The organism is Larkinella fluvii, assembly GCF_051857545.1.
Lineage (GTDB): Bacteria > Bacteroidota > Bacteroidia > Cytophagales > Spirosomataceae > Larkinella.
In genome coordinates, this window is sequence record NZ_JBPZHB010000001.1 from 653,473 (window position 1) to 672,860 (window position 19,388).

The window sequence follows — 19,388 nt, forward strand, 5'->3', positions numbered from 1 at the left end:
CCCTCTGAAAGGACAGACCTTACGGGTGACGACGCGATTCGTTCGGTCATCCAGACCCGATAAGGTGAAGTGAAGCGATTTGCTTTACGTCGGTTTTTTCATTTTCTTTGAACCGTTTGTGTTTTACATAGACAAACCCAGTTTTGGCCGATCCAAAGGTGCCCCCACACCGGATCGGCTTTTTTACGGTTTACGGTTTTCAGTTTACCGTTTTCGGTGGCTGACGCATACCAGCTAACGCGTTTGCATGAGTGCGTCAGCCACCGAAAACGGTAAACTGAAAACCGTAAGCCCTACGCAGCGACCGACAGGCTGCGCAGGCATTCGGCCAGGTAGGCCGGATGCAGGGCAACCACTTCGCCGATCACCAGCACAGCCGGCGCCCCCACGCCATGCTCTGCTACGAGATGAGGCATTTTCCAGACCTGACCCACCACACTCTGTTCGTTGATTCGGGTTCCGTTCTGAATAACCGCCATCGGGACATGGCCCCGACCGGCCTGGCAGTAGAGTGCGCAAATCTCCGCCAGTTTATTCACGCCCATCAACACCACCACCGTCGCTTTTGACTGAACCGCCAGCCGCAGATCGTCGGACAGTTCGCCGTGGCGCGTGGTGCCGGTGATGACCCAGAAACTTTCACTGACCCCGCGGGAGGTAACCGGAATGCCCTGCGAAGCCGGAACCGCAATGCAACTGGAAACACCGGGAACGACATCGCACGGAATACCGTACTGCCGGACGTGTTCGTATTCCTCGTATCCGCGTCCGAATACGTACGAATCACCGCCTTTCAGCCGAACCACGTGGCCGTGTTCCTGCGCCATCCGCACAATCAAGCCGTTGATTTCCTCCTGCGTAAACGATGCCTTCCCCGCCCGTTTCCCCACGTAGGTTTTCAGCGCGTGTTTGGGTGCAAAATCCAGTAAGGAGTCATTGGCCAGATCGTCGTACAGCACAACGTCGGCTTTCTGAAGCGCCCTGATCCCTTTCAAGGTGATCAATTCGCCGTCGCCGGGACCCGCCCCCACGAGTGTAAGCTTTGGCTTCATCGCTTTGGTGTTTAGTAGTGGTGAATAGTTAAAATGTACTATTGTTAGTATTTGATAACTATTAAATTATTGGTTCAAAATTAAAGACATAATTTGGAAAAACAAGTGAATTCAATAAAAATAGGATTAAAATTTAGGTGTGGCCGAATAAAAATATAGGAAATTGAGAAAAATCAGTTTAATTTTGAATCGTATTATTTCAGGAGTGATTGGGGAATTTTACTGAAATAGTGCAAAAAATAAACGGGTTTGTTTTATAACTATAGTTACTAATAACTATGAACACAAACAAAATGAGACATGTCGTCGTCGTAGGTAATGGCATGGTGGGCTACAAATTCTGTGAAAAATTAGTAGCCAAACAAAAAAACGGGGTGCAGTTTACCCTGACGGTTTTTGGGGAAGAACCGCGTGTTGCCTACGATCGCGTCCATTTGAGTGCCTATTTCGATGGAAAAACGGCCGAAGACCTCACGATGGCACCCGAATCGTGGTATGCCGAAAACGGCATCCAACTGTATTTGACCGACCCGGTGGTGGACATCGACCGGGAGCGGAAAGAGGTCCGTTCGCACCACGGAATGGTAGTACCTTATGACTATCTGATCCTGGCCACCGGCTCCGGCGCGTTTGTACCACCCGTGGCCGGCGTCGAAAAAGACGGGGTGTTCGTATACCGCACCATCGAAGATCTGGACCTCATTCAATCGTATGCGCGCAGAGCGCGAAAAGGGGCCGTCATGGGGGGCGGTTTGCTGGGTCTGGAAGCGGCCAAAGCCCTGCTCGACCTGGGTCTGGAAACCGCCCACGTGATCGAATTTGCGCCCCGCCTGATGCCCCGGCAAATCGACGATGCGGGCTCCGGTATTCTGCAACGCCAACTCGAAGCGCTGGGCCTGAACATCCACCTCTCCAAAAGTACGCAGGAAATTACGGGCGAGGACACCATCAAAGGCATCCAGTTTGCGGATGGTAGCACGCTGGATGTCGACATGCTGATCATCTCCGCCGGGATTCGTCCGCGCGACGAACTGGCGAAAGCGACCGGTTTAGATACGCACCCGCGTGGGGGCATTGTGGTCGACAATTTCCTGCAAACCTCTGATCCATCGGTTTTTGCCATTGGCGAATGCGCCGTCGTTCACCACATGATCTACGGCCTGGTGGCACCCGGTTACGAAATGGCGGAGGTCGTGGCGTCCCGGTTGATGGGCGAGGAGAAAGAGTTCAAGCCGTTCGACATGTCGACCAAACTAAAACTGATCGGCACTGATGTCGCCAGTTTTGGTGATCCGTTCATTGCCGAACCGGCCTGCCGGACCATCGCCTACGAAAACAAAGCCAAAGGCGTTTACAAGCGCATTAATATTTCGGCCGATGGCAAAACGCTGCTGGGCGGTATCCTGGTGGGCGATGCCGATCAGTATAACATGCTGCTGCAAACCTGCAAGAATAAAACCATCCTGCCGCCCGATCCGGAAGACCTAATCCTAGGTTCGCGCGGGGGTGAAGAAGCGGGCGCGGGTGTCATGGGGTTGCCCGACGATGCGCTGATCTGTTCCTGCGAAGCCATTACCAAGGCGATGCTTTGCCACGAAATTGGCGAAAATGGTCACACGACCATCGATTCCCTCAAGAAAGCGACGAAAGCCTGCACGGGTTGTGGCGGTTGTACGCCGTTGGTGAAGGATTTGATTCAGGGCGTGCAGAAACAGCAGGGCCACTACGTCCGGAATGTGCTCTGCGAACACATTGACTACACCCGCCAGGAACTGCTGGATCTGGTGAAAATGAACAGTCTGAAAACGTTTGATGACGTGCTGGACAAGTTCGGAAAAGGCGACGGCTGCGAGGTTTGCAAACCGGCGGTGGCGTCGATTCTGGCGAGTTTGTGGAACGAAAATATTCTCGAAAAAGGCCGCGCCACCATTCAGGACTCCAACGACCGGTTTTTGGCGAACATCCAGAAAGGCGGTACCTATTCGGTCGTGCCGCGCATTCCGGGGGGCGAAATCACGCCCGACAAACTGATCGTGATTGGTCAGGTGGCCAAAAAATACGGTTTGTATACCAAAATAACCGGCGGGCAGCGCATCGACCTCTTCGGTGCCCACGTCGGCGATCTGCCCTTGATCTGGGAAGAACTGATCAATGCCGGGTTTGAAAGCGGCCACGCGTACGGGAAATCCCTGCGTACGGTGAAAAGCTGCGTCGGCAGCACCTGGTGCCGTTTCGGGGTGCAGGATTCAGTGTCGTTCGCCATCGAAGTGGAAGACCGGTACAAGGGTGTTCGTTCTCCGCACAAAATCAAGTCGGGCGTGTCGGGCTGTATCCGCGAATGTGCCGAAGCGCAAAGCAAGGATTTTGGCATCATCGCGACCGAAAAAGGCTGGAATCTATACGTCGGTGGCAATGGCGGCTCCAAACCGCAGCACGCGCAGTTGCTGGCTTCGGACGTGGATAAGAAAACCTGCATCCGCTACATTGACCGGTTCCTGATGTTTTACATTAAAACCGCCGACCCGCTGACGCGCACCGCCACCTGGATGAACAAAATGGAGGGCGGCATGACCTATCTGAAAGCCGTGGTGGTGGACGATGTGCTGGGCATTGCCGACGATCTGGAGCGCGAGATGCAGTTGCTGGTCGACACGTTCAAATGCGAATGGAAAGAAGTGGTCGACAACCCCGAACTCCGCAAGCGGTTTGCCCACTTCGTCAACGTTCCCGAGCAAAAAGACCCAACGGTAGAATTCGAATCGTTGCGGGAAATGAAACGGGCGAAGGAGTGGAAGTAATCCCCGGTGAATTTATTGGATTTATCAGCCCACGGTTTTAACCGTGGGAACAGGCGAGGTTTCAGGCCGATTATAAACCGTTTTAACGGTTTGGCCAACGCCCAAAACCGTTAAAACGGTTGCCGGAGTATCGTATACGGGTTGGTTGCCCCACGGTTAAAACCGTGGGCTATGAAAAAAATAGGGTCGTTTTCTTTTCTCCAGACGCAAAAATCATGGAAACTTTATTCGCTGAAAAAGAAGAAATTATATGGTATCTGGCCTGCCGGGCCGAGGATGTTCCAGCCGACGGCGGGGCCTGTGTCTTGATAAATGGTCACCAGATCGCCATTTACAATTTTGCTCGCCGGGGCGAATGGTACGCAACGGACAACGAATGTCCGCACCGCCAGCAGATGGCCCTTTCGCGGGGTATGATCGGTAGCCAGGGCGACGAGCCGAAAGTGGCCTGTCCGTTCCACAAAAAGACCTTTTCGCTCCAGACGGGGCAGTGCCTGAATGACGATGGCTACCAGATTATGACCTTTCCGGTGAAAGTGACCAACGGAATGGTGTATATTGGGGTAGAATAAAGACCGAATGAATCAACTCGATGAGCAGGTAGCCCGCCGGTTAACCCGGTTTTATGTCCTGGCGTTAACGTGCATTGCCGTGTTATCGCTGAGCGGGCTGCTGTTTATCCGCCAGACGCTGAGCGATCACTACGACGACAGCCGGGTGGTGAACGTGGCGGGTCGGCAACGCATGTTGAGCCAGCGACTGACGAAACTGGCGCTGCTTCGGACCACGGGGACACCCACAGCGGATACGGCGTCGTTTTCTGCCCTGCTGCACACCTGGAGCCAGAGCCACATTCAGTTGCGGAATGGTGATTTGCGGATGGAAAAGGCGTATGTGGTGCGTAAAAGCCGCCAGCTCGACCAAATGTTTGCGGAGATCGAGCCGGTTTTTCAGTCCATGTACAGAAATCTGGTGCGGATTGATGTCGCTTCGGCAACGCCGGAGCAGAAGAAAACCGCCCTGCAGGTTATTCTGCGCGACGAGCCTTCGTTTCTGAATCAGATGAATGCCATCGTGTTTCAGTTCGATAAAGAAAGCTTCGAACGGGTTCGGTCCCTCGAACAGATCGAGTGGGTGCTGACGGTGGCGACCCTGCTGACGTTGTTGATCGAAGGGCTGTTGATTTTTCGGCCGGTGGTGACGCATACCAAAAATGTGATTCGGAAACTGACCGAATCGGACGATGCATTGCGGGCCGTGAACGAAAGCCTGGCGGTGGCCAACACGGATCTGGAAGTGGCTAACCAACAGTTGGTTAAAACCCAGCGGGAACTTCTGCGGGCTACCGAAGAAAAATACCGTTTGCAGATTGCCGAGGAAACCGTGCGGTCGGCGGGTTTGTTGGAAGGGCAGGAGGAAGAACGGCGCCGGTTTGCACGCGAACTGCACGACGGCATCGGGCAGATGCTGACCGGCCTCAAACTGCACGCGGAAAAGCTGAAGGTTATTCCGTTTTCGGAACCCAAACACCGGCAGCGGTTCGAGGAATTGTGCGAGCTGATTTATGACGTTATTCAGACAACCCGCCAGACGTCGCACAACCTGATGCCGTCGGTGCTCGGTGACTTCGGTTTGGGCGCAACCTTGCAATTATTAGCGGAACAAACGGCCCGATCATCCGGAATTGAGGTTATCTTTGAAGGGGATCGTGATGAAAGCAGGCTGCCGCCAGCGGTGGAAATTGGCCTGTACCGGATTGCGCAGGAAGCCCTGAACAACGCCATCAAGCATGCGCAGGCCCAGAAAATCCGGATTAGCTGGCAGCGCGAGCCCCGAATTGTATTGACGGTGGAAGACAACGGAAAGGGTTTTTCCGTGAAATCGACTCCGAAATACGCAAAAGGAATTCAGCCCATCAATGGCTTGGAAAACATGCGTACCCGGGCTCGTTTGATGAACGGCGACCTGACGATTACGTCGAAATTGAAAAAAGGAACGAAAGTTGCTGTCACTTTACCAGACACTACGAACGGATGATGCCGATACGAATTCTTGTTGCCGACGACCATTCTGTGGTACGAAAAGGGGTTCGGACTTTGCTGGAAGATGAAGTTGATATTGAGGTGGTTGGCGAAGCCCCCGACGGCGACGAAGCCATCGATCTGATTCCGGTGGTGAAACCGGATGTGCTGTTTCTGGACATCACCATGCCCCGCATGTCGGGCATCGAAGCCCTGCAGATCATAACCCGCCAATACCCCAAAATCCGGATTCTGATGTTCAGTATGCACAACAACAAGGATTACATCCTGAAATCGGTGCAGTATGGAGCCGCCGGTTATTTGCAGAAAGACACCGATCGCGAGGAAATCCTGCGGGCGGTTCGGGCTGTTGTCGACGGCGAATTGTATTATCCGCCGAGCGCTTCGACGGTGATTATCAGACATTGGGTAGTGCCCGAAACGGCCACCCTAAAAGAAGACCACAGCCAGGTTTCCAAAAACCGTTCGTCCATCTGGAACAAGGTTAGCTCGCGGGAAGCCCAGATACTGACCTGTCTGACGGAAGGGATGAACAGCCAGGAAATCGCCAAAAAATTCGACATCAGCACCAATACCGTGGCCAACCAGCGCGCCAGTATTCTGAAAAAAGTGGGCGTCAAAAATACCGTCGATCTGATCCGGCTGGCGCTGGAAGAAAAATCTGGTCGGCTCAAAAATTAAGGGAATCGGGTGTAATTCGTTGATTAGTTGGGCGGTAATAACTGGAATTCACTAACCCCAATGCTGCCCGATGATTCGAGAATGACCAACCGAAACCGCTGCGCCGTGACGGGCGGAATTTCCTGCCGCCATTCGTCGCCCATCTCCCGGCCCGTCGCCAGCGTCACCCATTCGTTGCCTTTCTGATACTGCACGCTGAATCGGCTGATTTTCGGGATCAGCTCCGGGTTGTTTTTTCGCTGAAATTCCTGAAGCACGATTTGCCCAACGGGTTGCGGTTTTCCTAAATCAACCTGCAGCCAGCCGGTGCTTTCGTAATTGGCTTGGGCTTCTTTCGTCTGGTAGTGAAGCGGTTTTCCATAATTGGCCTCAAAATTGGCGTCGCTTCGACGGCCGAGCTTCCAGTAGGTCGCCTTGTTATCGTCGAAGGCGGCCCCCGCATCGTGCAGAAACGGCCCCACCGCGCTCGAAGCCGACGGTTTTTTGCCATAGGCCAGCGACCCGGTTTTCGAAAACGGCAGAATGGGAACCAGTTGCGCAGCCGGGCGGTCGAGGGTCAGGGTGATCATCGTCGCAATAGAGTCGCGCGCTGAAACCGGCACGATCAGCCGAATCTGCTCCTTATTTTGCGAAAAAGTCAGCTTCGCGCCATTGAGCAGGGCAGCCTGTTTAATCGTCGCGGGCAGGGGGGGTAACACCACTTCGCTGGTGGTTCCTGCCAGCAGGTGCAGAAAAATCCGGTTGTCTTTTTGCGTACAGACGTACTCCTGAGCGGGGGTGTAGGGGCCGCCTTTGGTGCCATAAATGGCTTCTTCCCGGGGCTTGATCCAGGCCCCAACCTCCTGCAAACGACTGGCAAACAGGGGTGGAATCTGCCCCAGGCTATCGGGGCCGACATTGAGCAGTAAGTTACCATTGCCGCCCACACACCGCAGCAACGTATGCACGACCTCTTTCGCAGCCCGGGGTTTGTCTTCAAACCGCCACGCCCACTGGTGGCCTAAATTCGTGCAGGTTTCCCAGGGGACGTTGCCGTATCCGGCCACGAAACCTTCAGGCGTAACATAATCGCCGTAGCGGCCCGGCTGGGCGTGCGACTCGTCCGGGTTGAAAGCTTCGAGCCGGTTGTCGAGGATAATACCGGGTTGCAGGCGATGCGCCAGCTCATGGACATTTTTCGGGTCGGTCGGGCAGGGCCAGCCGTCGTAATCAATCCACAACAGGCTGATTTTGCCGTAGTTGGTCAACAGTTCGGTGAGTTGCTGCAACATCCGGGTTTCAAACACGCCGTTTCGTTCCCGGTCAGGATTGCGGCAGTCGGGGTCTTTCCAGTCGCCGGGCGAAAAATACCAGCCCAACTCCAGCCCAGCTTCGTGAACGGCGTCGGCCAGTTCCTTGCAAACGTCCCGCCCAAACGGCGACGACATGATGTTGTAAGGAATGGTTTTGGTGTTCCACAAACAGAAACCGTCATGGTGTTTGGCGGTGAGCACGACGTATTTCAGGCCGCTGGCTTTCGCCAGGCGCACCCATTCTTTCGGATTGAATTGGGTGGGATTAAACCGCAGATACAGCGAATCGTACCGGCTTTTGCCGTAACCCGCCCGCGACCAGCTAATCTCTTTGCCCGTCAGCGTCGCCGGTCCCCAATGGATAAACATACCGAAGCGGTCCTGCTGCCACCACTGGAGCCGCTGGGCCTGGGGCAAGGCTTTTTGTGAAACCGCCGGGAGTGTGGTCAGGAGAAAAAACAGAGGGAGCAGGAGCCGTTTTGCAGTCATTTGTCGGAAAAGTAGGCTGTAGGAATAATCCCAAATGTACCCTAAATCCTGTTAAAGCCTACGTTTGCAGCGGTTTTATCGTTTCGCTGTTCTTCCCGAAGCCGCCGTACTGGTCCGTTCTGCCGCGCTTTTGCCCCCCAGCCCCCTAAAGGGGGAGTTTTCTCGCGCTCCAAGCTCCCCCTTTAGGGGGCTGGGGGGCAAAAGCGCGGCAGAACGGACCAACCCGGCCCTTGAGAGGGAGCCTTCAGGAGGGCAGAACGGAACAGCCGTGCCTAACACCGAATCACGGGAATATTCAAAGATGGAGCCATTCTTTAATTCCCGGTAGCTAAGAGTTCTCGATCAATTCGGGGTCAAAAACAATATTGTGTTACCGATTTGCGTAGAGTGGTAAACACCACCAGCACAATGATGACACCTCTGAAGCCCAATCGATACTATGTTGTTCAGAAAGAACCAGTTTTATTGACTGAAAAACACATCAAAGAGCTCCAGCCACCGAATGAACCCCAGCCGATCAAACTGACCAAACCGTGGCTGCTGGCCTTCGGATTTGAACCCGATAAAGCCGCGAACGTGTGGAACTTCGAAAATGCCCGCCTGGTAGCCGGCATGAACTGCTGGCTGTGTGTCAAGTCGCGCCGGTACATTCAGTTCGTCCACGAGCTCCAGGATCTGTTTGAGGAACACTTTCGCGAAACGACCCTGGTCCTCAAATCGCACAGTTTCTACATTTCCGGCCCGGTTTAACCCCGGTTTTTCCGGTCATACAAAACCCCGACACGAGCCGGGGTCTGTACGATTGTATCCTAGTATGTATGAAGTTTTGCGTTACTCATTTGTTGACTGACCTAGTCATCGTCCTCATCCGTGCTTTCGTCGGCGGCATCGCGCATCACCTGATACAGACTGACCAGGTCATCCGTAGAAAGTTCGTCCAGTTCAACGTCGCTGTCGTCGCTGAAACTCAGCGTCAGCGGATCGCTTTCGTCGTCGTTCAGGGTGATGGCGGTTATTTCCAGATCGGATTCGGTGAGGGTTAGCGGCAGAAACCGCAGATCGAAATCGGACGCATCGGCATCGTCGCCCAACTCCGTCACCACCTGCACAATGGCGTCTTTAATTGTATCACGGAAATCGTCCAGCCGGGACACGAACTCGTCGGCCGTTGGCAAAGCAGAAAAATCGGAAGTAGCCATAAAATCGAAAGTTGAGGGAGAAGTTGTCCGTTCGAATATCACGGGCCGAAGTTCCGGCGAATCCCCCAATTCCGGCCTTTTCCGAGGTTATGTTTTCGTGAAATTTTAACTGGCGACAAGAGAATAGAGACGCGGATGGAATGATGCGAATTTATGCTATTCAGGGTTATAACCGATACGAAGGGAAAATGAAGAATGAATATCGAATAACGAATGTTGAATAACGAATATCGAAAGCGGGCCGGATCTTTCTTCTCTACTTCGATATTCGTTATTCAACATTCGTTATTCGATATTTTTCTTTCTTTATATCGGTATTCTCTAACTTTTTAAAAAAATAATCTTAAAACAGAGGTTAGGTTTTCCGGAAAAGAGGCTCTTGCAGGTATAGCACCTGAAACTATGAGTAGACGGCTACCTTCGGAAGAAGCACAACAACTGTGGCAGGAATACCGGGCGGGGGATATGTATGCGCTCGCGAAGATCATGCAGAGCTATTATGCCGACCTCTTTCACTGGGGAATGCGGCTGCATGCCGACCGGGAGTTTGTGAAAGACTGCATTCAGGAGTTGTTCCTCAATCTGTGGAAACGGCAGGATTCCGTTTGTTCGGTCGACAACGTCCGGGCTTATCTGCTCGTCGTACTCAAAACCCGCGTCCTGCGGGAGCTTTCCCGGAAACACACGACGCACCAATCAACGCTTTCGGACGAATACGCGTTTTCGGTCGAGTTTTCGGCCGATGTGCAGTGGATCGAAGAAGAAAACGAGGTCTACCAGATTCGTAAACTGGAGCGTGTGATCAATCACCTGCCCGACCGTCAGAAGGAACTGATCTATCTGCGGTTTTACCAGAACCTGAGTTTCGAACAAATTGCGGATGTGATGCACCTGGGCCGCCAGTCCGTCTATAATCTGCTCCAGAAGTCCCTAACCAGCCTGCGGAAAAACTGGACCGTGCAAGGCGTCGGGTTGCTTTTTGCTCAGTTTACGGTATACAGTTTTCAGTTTACGGTAGCTGGCGCCTGCTAGCGGTGAGCCGGAATGCGTGAGCTGCCGAATACCGTAAACTGAAAACCGGATACTGAATACCGCTACACTTATGAAAAACTACGAAACCTATACCGTGGAGGATTTTATTCGGGACGAAGATTTCCAGGACTGGGTGCGGGGTCGTGGTAAGCGGGATGAGTTCTGGCGCGCTTTTCTGAAAAATTATCCCGGAAAACAGACGGCATTCCAGCAGGCCGAGCAGTTCATCCGGGCTATCAACGTGGCTCCCGAGCGACTCAGCGAAGCCGAGATCCGCAAAGAAACGGAAGCGTTTATTGACAATGCCAGTGCGTATATACCTAAACGGTACGCGGTTCTGGAGCCGGAACCGGACAAAATCCGACCCGATAATCCGGTTCGCTGGCTCCCGGCGATTGCCGCTATTTTCGTGGCGGTAATGGGGTTTGGCTGGTATTTTTTCGATAAAAAGCCGGAACAAAGGGGCGCTCAGTTGTCGGTTAATTCCGCCATTCAGTTGGTGGAAACCACCAACGATTCTCACCAATTGCTGCGGGTGGTGCTCAACGACAGTTCGGAGGTGTTGCTGAGTCCCAAAAGCCGCCTTCGATATCCGTCCCAGTTTTCCGGGAATGCCCGCATCGTGTATTTGCAGGGCGAAGGGAGTTTTTCGGTCAAGCGTCAGCGTCAGCCGTTTATGGTCTATACCGGCGAAATGATCACGCAGGTGCTCGGCACGCGTTTCGTCGTGAAAGCCTTCGATCTGGATCAGAAGATTACGGTGCAGGTGTTGTCGGGGAAGGTGTCGGTTTACAAAAAAAAACCGGAGCAGGTTCCGGATAACAAGGAAGTCAACGGGCTGATTTTGAACGCGAATCAGGCGGCTATTTTTGAGAAAAGCGATGGGAATCTGACCAAAACGCTGGTGGCCAAACCGTTGCTGATTGCGAAAAGAGCCAAAGAAATTCCCTTTGTCTATGATGAAGTTCCCCTACCAGTGATTCTGCACGAGCTGGAGAAGAGCTACGGGATTCCGATCCAGTTTGACGAGCAGTTATTCGAAAGCAGTAAGATTACCGCTATTCTGTCGAGTGAGTCACTTTATGAGAAGCTGGATTTGCTTTGCAAGGCCTCATCGGCGAGTTACGAAATAACCGATGGTCAAATTGTCATTAGCCGAAAGGGATACCGATAAAACCGTAAAAAGAATTGGCAGTGACAACGCCACTGCCAACCGGTCTATTCACTGAGTGTCGCTCGCCAAAGTAACCGCTCAGAGAAAAATGTTCCGAAATCAGAACTAGTCAACCTTAACAAAACTATGAAAAAACACCTTGCCGGACAACTCTGGTTGAAGCTTATGCGGTTTTCATTAACACAAAGTTTGGTTATGTTATCGCTGGTGGGCGTGTCGTATGCCCACACGAGTAACGCTCAGGAATACCTGAGCCGACGCCTGACGTTACACGCTGATAACCAGGATATAAAACGGGTGTTGGCGGATATTGAAAAAGCAACGGATGTGCAGTTTGTGTATAGCTCGCAGGTGATTGAGAAGCGGCAGAAGATCAGCATTCAGGCCAATAACTCAACACTGGAGGAGGTGCTGGTCAAGTATTTCAAACCGCTGCCGGTCAACTATGAACTGGTGGGCCGAAAGGTGGTTCTGTCGGCGAGTACCGCACCGGTCTACGAAACCGGCCTGGTCGATCTCATCGAAAAAGCTGCAACGCTGGCTCCCAAACGCATGGTGTCGGGCAAAGTAACCGACGAAACCGGCGCGGGCTTGCCGGGCGTGAATGTACTGATCAAAGGCACGCAGAAAGGGACCACCACCAACGCCAGTGGGGCGTTTCAACTGGATGTGCCGGATGGTTCGACGGTATTGGTTTTTAGTTATGTCGGCTACGTGAACAAAGAGTTGGCCATCGGCAATCAAACCACCATCCAGATTGCGCTGACGCCGGAAAGCAAGGCGTTGAACGAGGTGGTTGTGACGGCCTTAGGGATTAAAAAGCAGACCAAAAGCCTGGGCTACGCAACCGCAACAGTGGGTTCGGACGAAATGACGATCAACCGGACGGCAAACTTCATGAACGCCTTGCAGGGCAAAATGGCGGGGGTCAACATCACTTCGCTGGGTTCGGGACCGGCTGGCACCAGCAAAATCCGGATTCGCGGGCAGTCGTCGTTTGGCGGCAACAACTCGCCCCTAATCGTCGTCAACGGCGTACCAATCGACAACACGAACTACGGGGCGCGGGGCGACGTGTCGGACCGCGGCAGCAACCGGACGTCGGACAGTGGAGACGGCCTGAGCAGCATCAACCCCGATAACATCGAAACCATGACGGTTTTGAAGGGGGCCGCTGCTTCGGCGCTGTACGGGTCGCGCGCCAAAGACGGTGTAATCATGATCACGACCAAAACCCGGGGCAGCGGCAACGGCATTGGTCTGGAATACAACTCCAACTTTACGTCCGACACGCCCCTGGATTACACCGATTACCAGTATGAATACGGTCAGGGCGAGAACGGTGTCCGTCCGACAACGCCCTTCCCGACGTCGGGGCAGTGGAGTTTCGGGGAGAAATTCCAGCCGGGCATGACGCAGGTTTTGTTCGACAACATTACCGTTCCTTACCAGCCGGTGCGGAATCAGATCACCGATTTTTACCGGAAAGGCAGTACCTGGACGAACACGCTGACGCTATCGTCGGGGAACGAAAATGGCGGTTTTAGCCTCTCGCTTTCCAATCTGGACAATACGACCATCCTGCGCGGCTCGAACTACAACCGCAGAACCGTCAACCTGGGCTTCACCCAAACACTGGCCCAAAAACTGACGGTTTCGGGGAATATCAACTACTCCAAAGAATTCCGGAAAAATCCGCCCAACATCGCCGAACAGGATTATAGTCCGGTAATCATCTTCAACATGGCGAACTCCATGCCGTTGGATATTCTGGAAAAATACGCGTCGGATGCCAACGGCAATGAAACGGTCTGGTCGCGGTTTACGAACCGAACCAACCCGTATTTCGCCCTGAAGCGTTTCGAAAACATCAGCACCGACCGGGTTTTCGGCAACCTGACGGCCAAATACAACTTCACGAACTGGCTGTTTCTGCAAGCCCGGATCGGGCAGGATTTCTACGCCCGCGAACAGGATTACAACCTGCCGACCGGTACGCAGCGGCAACCTGCAGCGCCCGCCGGTTTTGTCAATGGGCAGTATGTGCAGGATGTCCGGCACGTCCGCGAATTGAATGCCGATTTCCTGCTGAATGCCAACAAAACCTTCGGCGTTTTTGGCATCAATGTGAATCTGGGCGGCAACCAGATGTACCGGAAAATCAGCCGCCACAACGTGCTGGTGCAGGATTTTTATGTCCGGAATTTGTATACCATCGGCAACGGCCGGCAACGCGACGCCATTTACGACTTTTCGGAACGGCAGGTGAACTCGCTCTACGGTTCGGCGGAAGTCTCGTTTAAGGATTATCTGTTCCTGAACGGAACGGTTCGCAATGACTGGTTCTCCACCTTGTCGCCCGCAAACCGGAGCATTCTTTATCCGTCCATCACCGCCAGTTTTGTGTTTTCCCAGGCTTTTGCCAGCTCGCTACCCACCTGGCTGACGTTCGGGAAAATCCGGGCGGCCTATGCGGAAGTCGGCAGTGATACCGATGTGTCGCCCTATGCCAACAACCTATTCTACGGCATCAACGCCCAGCAGTTTCCGTCGCCGAGCGGAACAGCCCAGCCCCTGGCCAGCATCAGCGGCACCACCGTTCCCAACGCCGACCTGCGCCCGATGCGGGTTTCTGAAAAAGAAGTCGGTCTGGAGTTGAGGCTGTTCAACAACAACCTGAGTCTGGATCTGACGTATTACGACAAAGTGTCGTCGGACCAGATTCTGCGCGCCCAGACCTCCGACGCGGGTGGCTATCAGACGCAGTTGATCAACGTGGGCAAAAGCAGCAACAAGGGGCTGGAAATGCTGGTGAACATTTCGCCGGTGAAACGGCCAAATTTTAACTGGAACACCACCTTCAACGCGGCTTACAACGTCACAAAAGTGCTGGATCTGGGTTCGAGCGTCAGCGACAACATGATTACCGTCGGAACCGGCGATTTCACGGGCGAACTCCGGCAGGTGGTTGGCCTGCCGATGGGCCAGCTTTTTGGCTTTGGATACCTGCGGGATGCCCAGGGTCGGCAGGTTTTCGACGCCGGAAACGGACGACCGTTACGTACACCCACGCAAATCAGTTTTGGCAGTGCGCTGCCGAAGTGGGTGGGTGGAATCACCAACAGCTTCAGCTACAAAGGCATCAACCTGTCGTTCCTGATCGACTTCAAACTGGGGCACAAGATGATTTCCGGAACCAACCACAACGCCTGGCGGCACGGTTTGCACAAGGCCACGCTGGTGGGTCGGGAGCAAAATTTTGTGATTGGTACGGGCGTCAACCCGAACGGGGAAGTCAACCAGACCAAGTCGGGGGTTCAGGCTTATTACGAAACCGTCCGTTCGCAAAACATTGCCGAAGAGTTTGTCTACAACGCCGGTTTATGGCAGTTGCGGCAGATTACGCTGGGCTACGACTTTACTAAATTTCTGCCGACCAATGCCAAGTTTATCAAAGGACTGCGGCTCAATGCCGTGGCTAACAACGTGGCCGTCATCAAGAAATGGGTGCCGAACATTCACCCCGAACAGTTCGGGTTCCCGTCTGATAACCTCGTCGGTCTCGAAGCCACCGGTTTGCCGGTTACGAGGAGCATTGGTTTTAACTTGAATGTGAAATTTTAAGGTGAGTTGTTACACAGGGTTTATCAGAGGACATCAGAGGCTATCAAAGTTTTTCTCTGATCAACCCTGATTTTCTCTGATCAACTCTGTGTACCAACTTCCCTCTCCAAACCCGATACAAAAACATGAAGAAGATACTCATAAGCCTGACCTTATTGCTGACTGCCTGCGACGACGGTTTCGATGAAATGAATGTCAACCCCATTGCCCTAACGGCGGTGGAACCGGCTTTTCAACTGAATACGGCCATCGTGTCGAGTGCACCGGGCTACGGCAACCTGAGCTATGAAACCACCATCGTGAAGCAGATGATTACGCCGTTCAGCGGCCAGGGATCGGCGGCTAATTTTAACCAGGACAACCGGGGTGTTTCGTCCGGCAACTGGAACACCTATTACCGGACCATCATCCGGGAACTGGTCGATGTCGTTGCCCAAACCAAAGATGATCCGGCCCGTGTCAATCTGTACAACATGACGCGGATCTGGAAAGCGTACGCGTTTATGGTGATCACCGACACGTACGGCGACGTCCCATACGTTCAGGCCGGAAAGAGCTATCTGGAGGGCATTGTCAAACCGGTTTACGACACCCAGGAGTCGATATATACCGATATTCTGACCGAACTGGATGCGGCTTCGGCAGCTCTGGACGCGTCGAAACCCAAAGTGGCCAGCGATGTGCTCTACGACGGTGATGTGGTCAAGTGGAAGCGGCTGGGATATTCGCTGCTGCTGCGGGGTGCCATGCGGCTTTCCAAAGTGAACCCGACCAAAGCCGCCGAATACGTGGCCAAAGCGGTGGCCGGTGGCGTGATGCAATCCAATGCCGACAACGCGATCATCCGGCATACCGCCAGTTTTACCAACCCCGTGGGCAGTCAGTTGAACGGGGGGCAGTCGGCCTTCTTTTACCTGGATCAGGAATTTGTGAATTTCCTCCAGAAAAACAACGACCCCCGCCTGGCCTCCATTGCGGTCCGGTATGTCGGTGCAACCAGCGGGGCGCAGCAGGTGGAGTCGCGGGCTAACCGGACACCGGCGGTTCAGGTTGGTGCTCCGCAGGGGTACGACAACACGACGATCGGTGCGGCTGTAACGGCCAGTAAATTAGCCAGTCTGTGGGATTACAGCCAGCTTGATAAAACCCGGATGGCTGGCCTGACCGCGCCCAGTTTTCTGGTAACCCACGCCCAGACGCAGCTTCTGCTGGCCGAAGCGGCTTTTCGGAAATGGACGACGGGCAATGCCGCCACGCTCTATGCCAATGGGATTCGGGCGCACATGCAGCAACTGGCCACGTATGGAGCCAATACCGCCGTGGCGGAAAGTGCCATTACGGCCTATCTGGACGCCAATCCGCTGGCAGCAGGCAAAGAACTGGAGCAGATCAATACGCAATACTGGGTGGCGTCGTTTCTGGTGGGTCCCGAAACCTGGGCCAATTTCCGCCGGAGCGGTTTTCCGGTTTTGACACCCAACCCCTATCCCGGCAGCGATCTGAAAACGGAGGGCTTCATTCGCCGGTTGACCTACACCGATGCGGAGTTGAACGTGAATAAAGCCAATGTCGATCAGGCCATTAGTCGACAGGGGGCCAATCTGCTGGACACGCGCATTTGGTGGGATAAGAAGTAAAGTACCCTTTTTTTCGCCTTTCCTGTACATGAAAAATCTAAAAAAACGACTGAAACAAGGCGAAACCCTCAACGGGTGCTGGTTAAATCTGGGAAGTTCACTCACGGCAGAAATTGTCGGTCAGTCCGGTTTCGACTGGGTGCTGATCGATCTCGAACACGGGGCGGGTTCGGAAAAAGACGTTTTGTATCAGTTGCAGGCGCTCGAACACACGACGGCGGGTGCCATCGTTCGGGTCGAAAGCTCTGAAAGCCAGCGTATCCACCGGGTGCTGGATATGGGCGCAGAAGGCATCATGTGTCCGAAAGTTCACAATCCTGAAGAGGCCCGAAAAGTGGTACACGGCCTGCATTATCCGCCCCACGGTGGTCGGGGTGTTGCCAAAATGGTGCGGGCGACCGGTTTTGCCGTCAACTTCCCGCAATATTACGCCGAAGCTCAGGAAACCATTCTGGGCGTGGTACAGATCGAAACCGTGGAGGTGCTGAATCACCTCGACGAAGTGGCGGCTATCGACGGCGTCGATGTGCTGTTCATCGGCCCCGCCGACCTGTCGATGGAACTCGGCATTTTCGGGCAATTCGATCATCCGCGTTTTAAGGAAGCACTGCGGGAAACGGTCAACGCGGCCCAAAAAGCCGGAAAAGCCACCGGCATTCTCTTTTTCAATCCCGATGATTACAAAATGTACCACGACTTGGGTATCCGGATGATTGCCTGCGGAGCCGACGGAACCTTCGTCGCCGACGGTGCCCGCAATCTGGCGAAAAAGCTGGATGCATTCCGGGCGGTTGAAAAAACTATTTCGCAGAGTTAAGCGGAGAAAAAAGGGAGTTAAGCGAAGAAATTAATAATAAAACTCTGCTTGACTCTCTTTTTCCTCCGCTCAACTCTGCGAAACAACTCCTTAAATCCTAAACCTGAAACTCTGAATGTCTGATCCCCTGTTAATCTTGGCCGTAGGTGTTTTTATTGTCGTCGGTGGCATCATCGGATTGAAATTGCATCCTTTTCTGGCGCTGTTGCTCGGCGCGTTCGTCGTCGCGCTGATGACGCCCGCGTCGGCCATCGAGCAGTTCGCCCTGGCGAAAGGAACCGCCCCGGCAGCCGCGCAGGCCCTAGCCAAAAAAGGCATCGGCGAGCGGATTGCCACGGAGTTTGGGGCCACCTGCGGCAAAATCGGCATCCTGATTGCGATGGCCGCCATCATCGGCAAGTGTATGCTGGAAAGCGGGGCCGCTGAGCGAATCATTCGTTCCATGCTGAAACTGACGGGCATCGGCAAAGCACCCATCGCCTTTCTGGTCAGTAGTTTTTTTATTGGGATACCGGTTTTTTTTGACACCGTTCTTTTCCTGATGATGCCGCTCGCCAAGGCCATGACCTTGCGAATTGGTAAAAATTACCTGTTGCTGGTGTTGTGCATCATGGCCGGAGCCGCGATGGCCAACTCCCTGGTTCCGCCCGCACCGGGGCCGCTGTTTCTGATCGGCGAAATGCACATTCCGATTGGCCTGATGATGATTGCCGGGACCATCGTAGGCCTTTTTACGATCACTGCCGGGTATTTCTTTGCGCTATGGGCCAACCGGAAATGGCCGATTCCGTTGCGGGATTCGCTGGATGCCAAACTGGAAGACATCAAACTGATTGCCGCCAAAGAAGACATTCACCTGCCCGGTTTGGGGGTGTCGTTGCTGCCCGTGTTGATTCCATTGGTCTTTATTTGCGCCGATACCGTGCTGAGCACGCTGGCCACACCCGGAGACGCACTGACGCAATCGGCGGTTTTGAAGGTGGTGAAGTTTTTTGGTGACAAAAATATTGCCGTCGTCACCGGCGGCATTGCGGCTTTGCTGATTCTGGCCGCCCACAAGAAAAGCGGCAAAGAAGGCTTGACGCCCTTTGTGCAGGCGGCTCTGATGAGTGGGGGCGGCATTATCCTGATCACGGCAGCGGGCGGTGCTTTTGGGGGCATGTTGCAGCAAACCGGCATCAGCACGCGGATTGCCGAGATGACCAAAGATTACCAGATGGCCCTGATTCCGCTGGCGTTTCTGATTGCCGCCGTGGTCCGAACGGCGCAGGGTTCCGCGACGGTGGCGCTGATCACGGCATCGGGAATTCTGTCGGGTATGGCGAGCAATGCGAACCTCGAATTTCATCCGGTGTATCTGGGTCTGGCCATCGGCTGCGGTTCCAAACTGGTGCCGTGGATGAACGACGCCGGTTTCTGGATCATTTGTAAACTCAGCAATTTAACCGAACAGGAGGCCCTGAAAACCATCTCGCCCCTGCTCGTAGTTATGGGCCTGACCGGTCTGATTATCATCATGATCGGCGCGCAATTGTTCCCGTTAATTTAACT

14 protein-coding genes are annotated in these 19,388 nt (G+C 53.8%); 11 read left to right on the forward strand and 3 right to left on the reverse strand.

The features are described 5' to 3' along the window. Positions 1–293: 293 nt before the first annotated feature. Positions 294–1,052 carry a uroporphyrinogen-III C-methyltransferase gene (cobA, locus tag ACS5NO_RS02660; protein WP_439413704.1) on the reverse strand — a complete coding sequence of 253 codons (759 nt, stop codon included), beginning with the start codon at positions 1,050–1,052 and terminating at the stop codon, positions 294–296. 293 nt (positions 1,053–1,345) lie between these two features. Here cobA and nirB point away from each other — a divergent pair, with 293 nt between their 5' ends. From nirB to ACS5NO_RS02680, 4 genes are all read left to right on the forward strand, one after another. Then, the gene (gene nirB, locus ACS5NO_RS02665) at positions 1,346–3,850 is read left to right on the forward strand and encodes a nitrite reductase large subunit NirB (RefSeq protein ID WP_439413705.1); all 2,505 of its coding nucleotides are present in this window, start codon (positions 1,346–1,348) and stop codon (positions 3,848–3,850) included. 215 nt (positions 3,851–4,065) lie between these two features. Further along, positions 4,066–4,422: a nitrite reductase small subunit NirD gene (nirD, locus tag ACS5NO_RS02670; protein ID WP_439413706.1), complete on the forward strand. Its 357-nt coding sequence runs from the start codon at positions 4,066–4,068 to the stop codon at positions 4,420–4,422. A gap of 7 nt (positions 4,423–4,429) precedes the next feature. Beyond that, positions 4,430–5,887: an ATP-binding protein gene (locus ACS5NO_RS02675; protein ID WP_439413707.1), complete on the forward strand. Its 1,458-nt coding sequence runs from the start codon at positions 4,430–4,432 to the stop codon at positions 5,885–5,887. Further along, a complete protein-coding gene (locus ACS5NO_RS02680) occupies positions 5,887–6,573 on the forward strand; it encodes a response regulator transcription factor (protein ID WP_150877528.1) in 687 nt (228 codons plus the stop codon). Before ACS5NO_RS02675 ends, ACS5NO_RS02680 begins: the two co-directional genes overlap by 1 nt. Positions 6,574–6,596: 23 nt before the next feature. On the opposite strand, the gene ACS5NO_RS02685 is transcribed toward ACS5NO_RS02680, so the two are convergent. After that, entirely contained in the window at positions 6,597–8,354 is a 1,758-nt protein-coding gene (locus ACS5NO_RS02685) for an alpha-L-fucosidase (RefSeq protein ID WP_439413708.1), read from the reverse strand. A 408-nt stretch (positions 8,355–8,762) separates the two neighbouring features. Between ACS5NO_RS02685 and ACS5NO_RS02690 the strand changes: the two genes are divergently transcribed. Next, a complete protein-coding gene (locus tag ACS5NO_RS02690) occupies positions 8,763–9,104 on the forward strand; it encodes a hypothetical protein (protein WP_114410055.1) in 342 nt (113 codons plus the stop codon). 101 nt (positions 9,105–9,205) lie between these two features. Here ACS5NO_RS02690 and ACS5NO_RS02695 read toward each other — a convergent pair whose 3' ends face one another. Continuing rightward, the gene (locus ACS5NO_RS02695; protein ID WP_439413709.1) at positions 9,206–9,553 is read right to left on the reverse strand and encodes a hypothetical protein; all 348 of its coding nucleotides are present in this window, start codon (positions 9,551–9,553) and stop codon (positions 9,206–9,208) included. A 402-nt stretch (positions 9,554–9,955) separates the two neighbouring features. Here ACS5NO_RS02695 and ACS5NO_RS02700 point away from each other — a divergent pair, with 402 nt between their 5' ends. The 6 genes from ACS5NO_RS02700 (at position 9,956) to ACS5NO_RS02725 (ending at position 19,386) form a co-directional block, all read left to right on the forward strand. Continuing rightward, positions 9,956–10,585: an RNA polymerase sigma factor gene (locus tag ACS5NO_RS02700; RefSeq protein ID WP_439413710.1), complete on the forward strand. Its 630-nt coding sequence runs from the start codon at positions 9,956–9,958 to the stop codon at positions 10,583–10,585. A gap of 70 nt (positions 10,586–10,655) precedes the next feature. Continuing rightward, positions 10,656–11,759, forward strand: coding sequence for a FecR family protein (locus ACS5NO_RS02705; protein WP_439413711.1), 1,104 nt, complete (start codon positions 10,656–10,658; stop codon positions 11,757–11,759). Between the two features lie 126 nt (positions 11,760–11,885). Next, positions 11,886–15,383 carry a SusC/RagA family TonB-linked outer membrane protein gene (locus tag ACS5NO_RS02710; protein ID WP_439413712.1) on the forward strand — a complete coding sequence of 1,166 codons (3,498 nt, stop codon included), beginning with the start codon at positions 11,886–11,888 and terminating at the stop codon, positions 15,381–15,383. Positions 15,384–15,508: 125 nt separating this feature from the next. Then, entirely contained in the window at positions 15,509–17,020 is a 1,512-nt protein-coding gene (locus ACS5NO_RS02715) for a SusD/RagB family nutrient-binding outer membrane lipoprotein (RefSeq protein WP_439413713.1), read from the forward strand. 28 nt (positions 17,021–17,048) lie between these two features. Further along, positions 17,049–17,837, forward strand: coding sequence for an HpcH/HpaI aldolase family protein (locus tag ACS5NO_RS02720; RefSeq protein WP_439413714.1), 789 nt, complete (start codon positions 17,049–17,051; stop codon positions 17,835–17,837). Positions 17,838–17,952: 115 nt separating this feature from the next. Continuing rightward, positions 17,953–19,386, forward strand: coding sequence for a GntP family permease (locus ACS5NO_RS02725; protein WP_439413715.1), 1,434 nt, complete (start codon positions 17,953–17,955; stop codon positions 19,384–19,386). Positions 19,387–19,388: the final 2 nt, after the last annotated feature.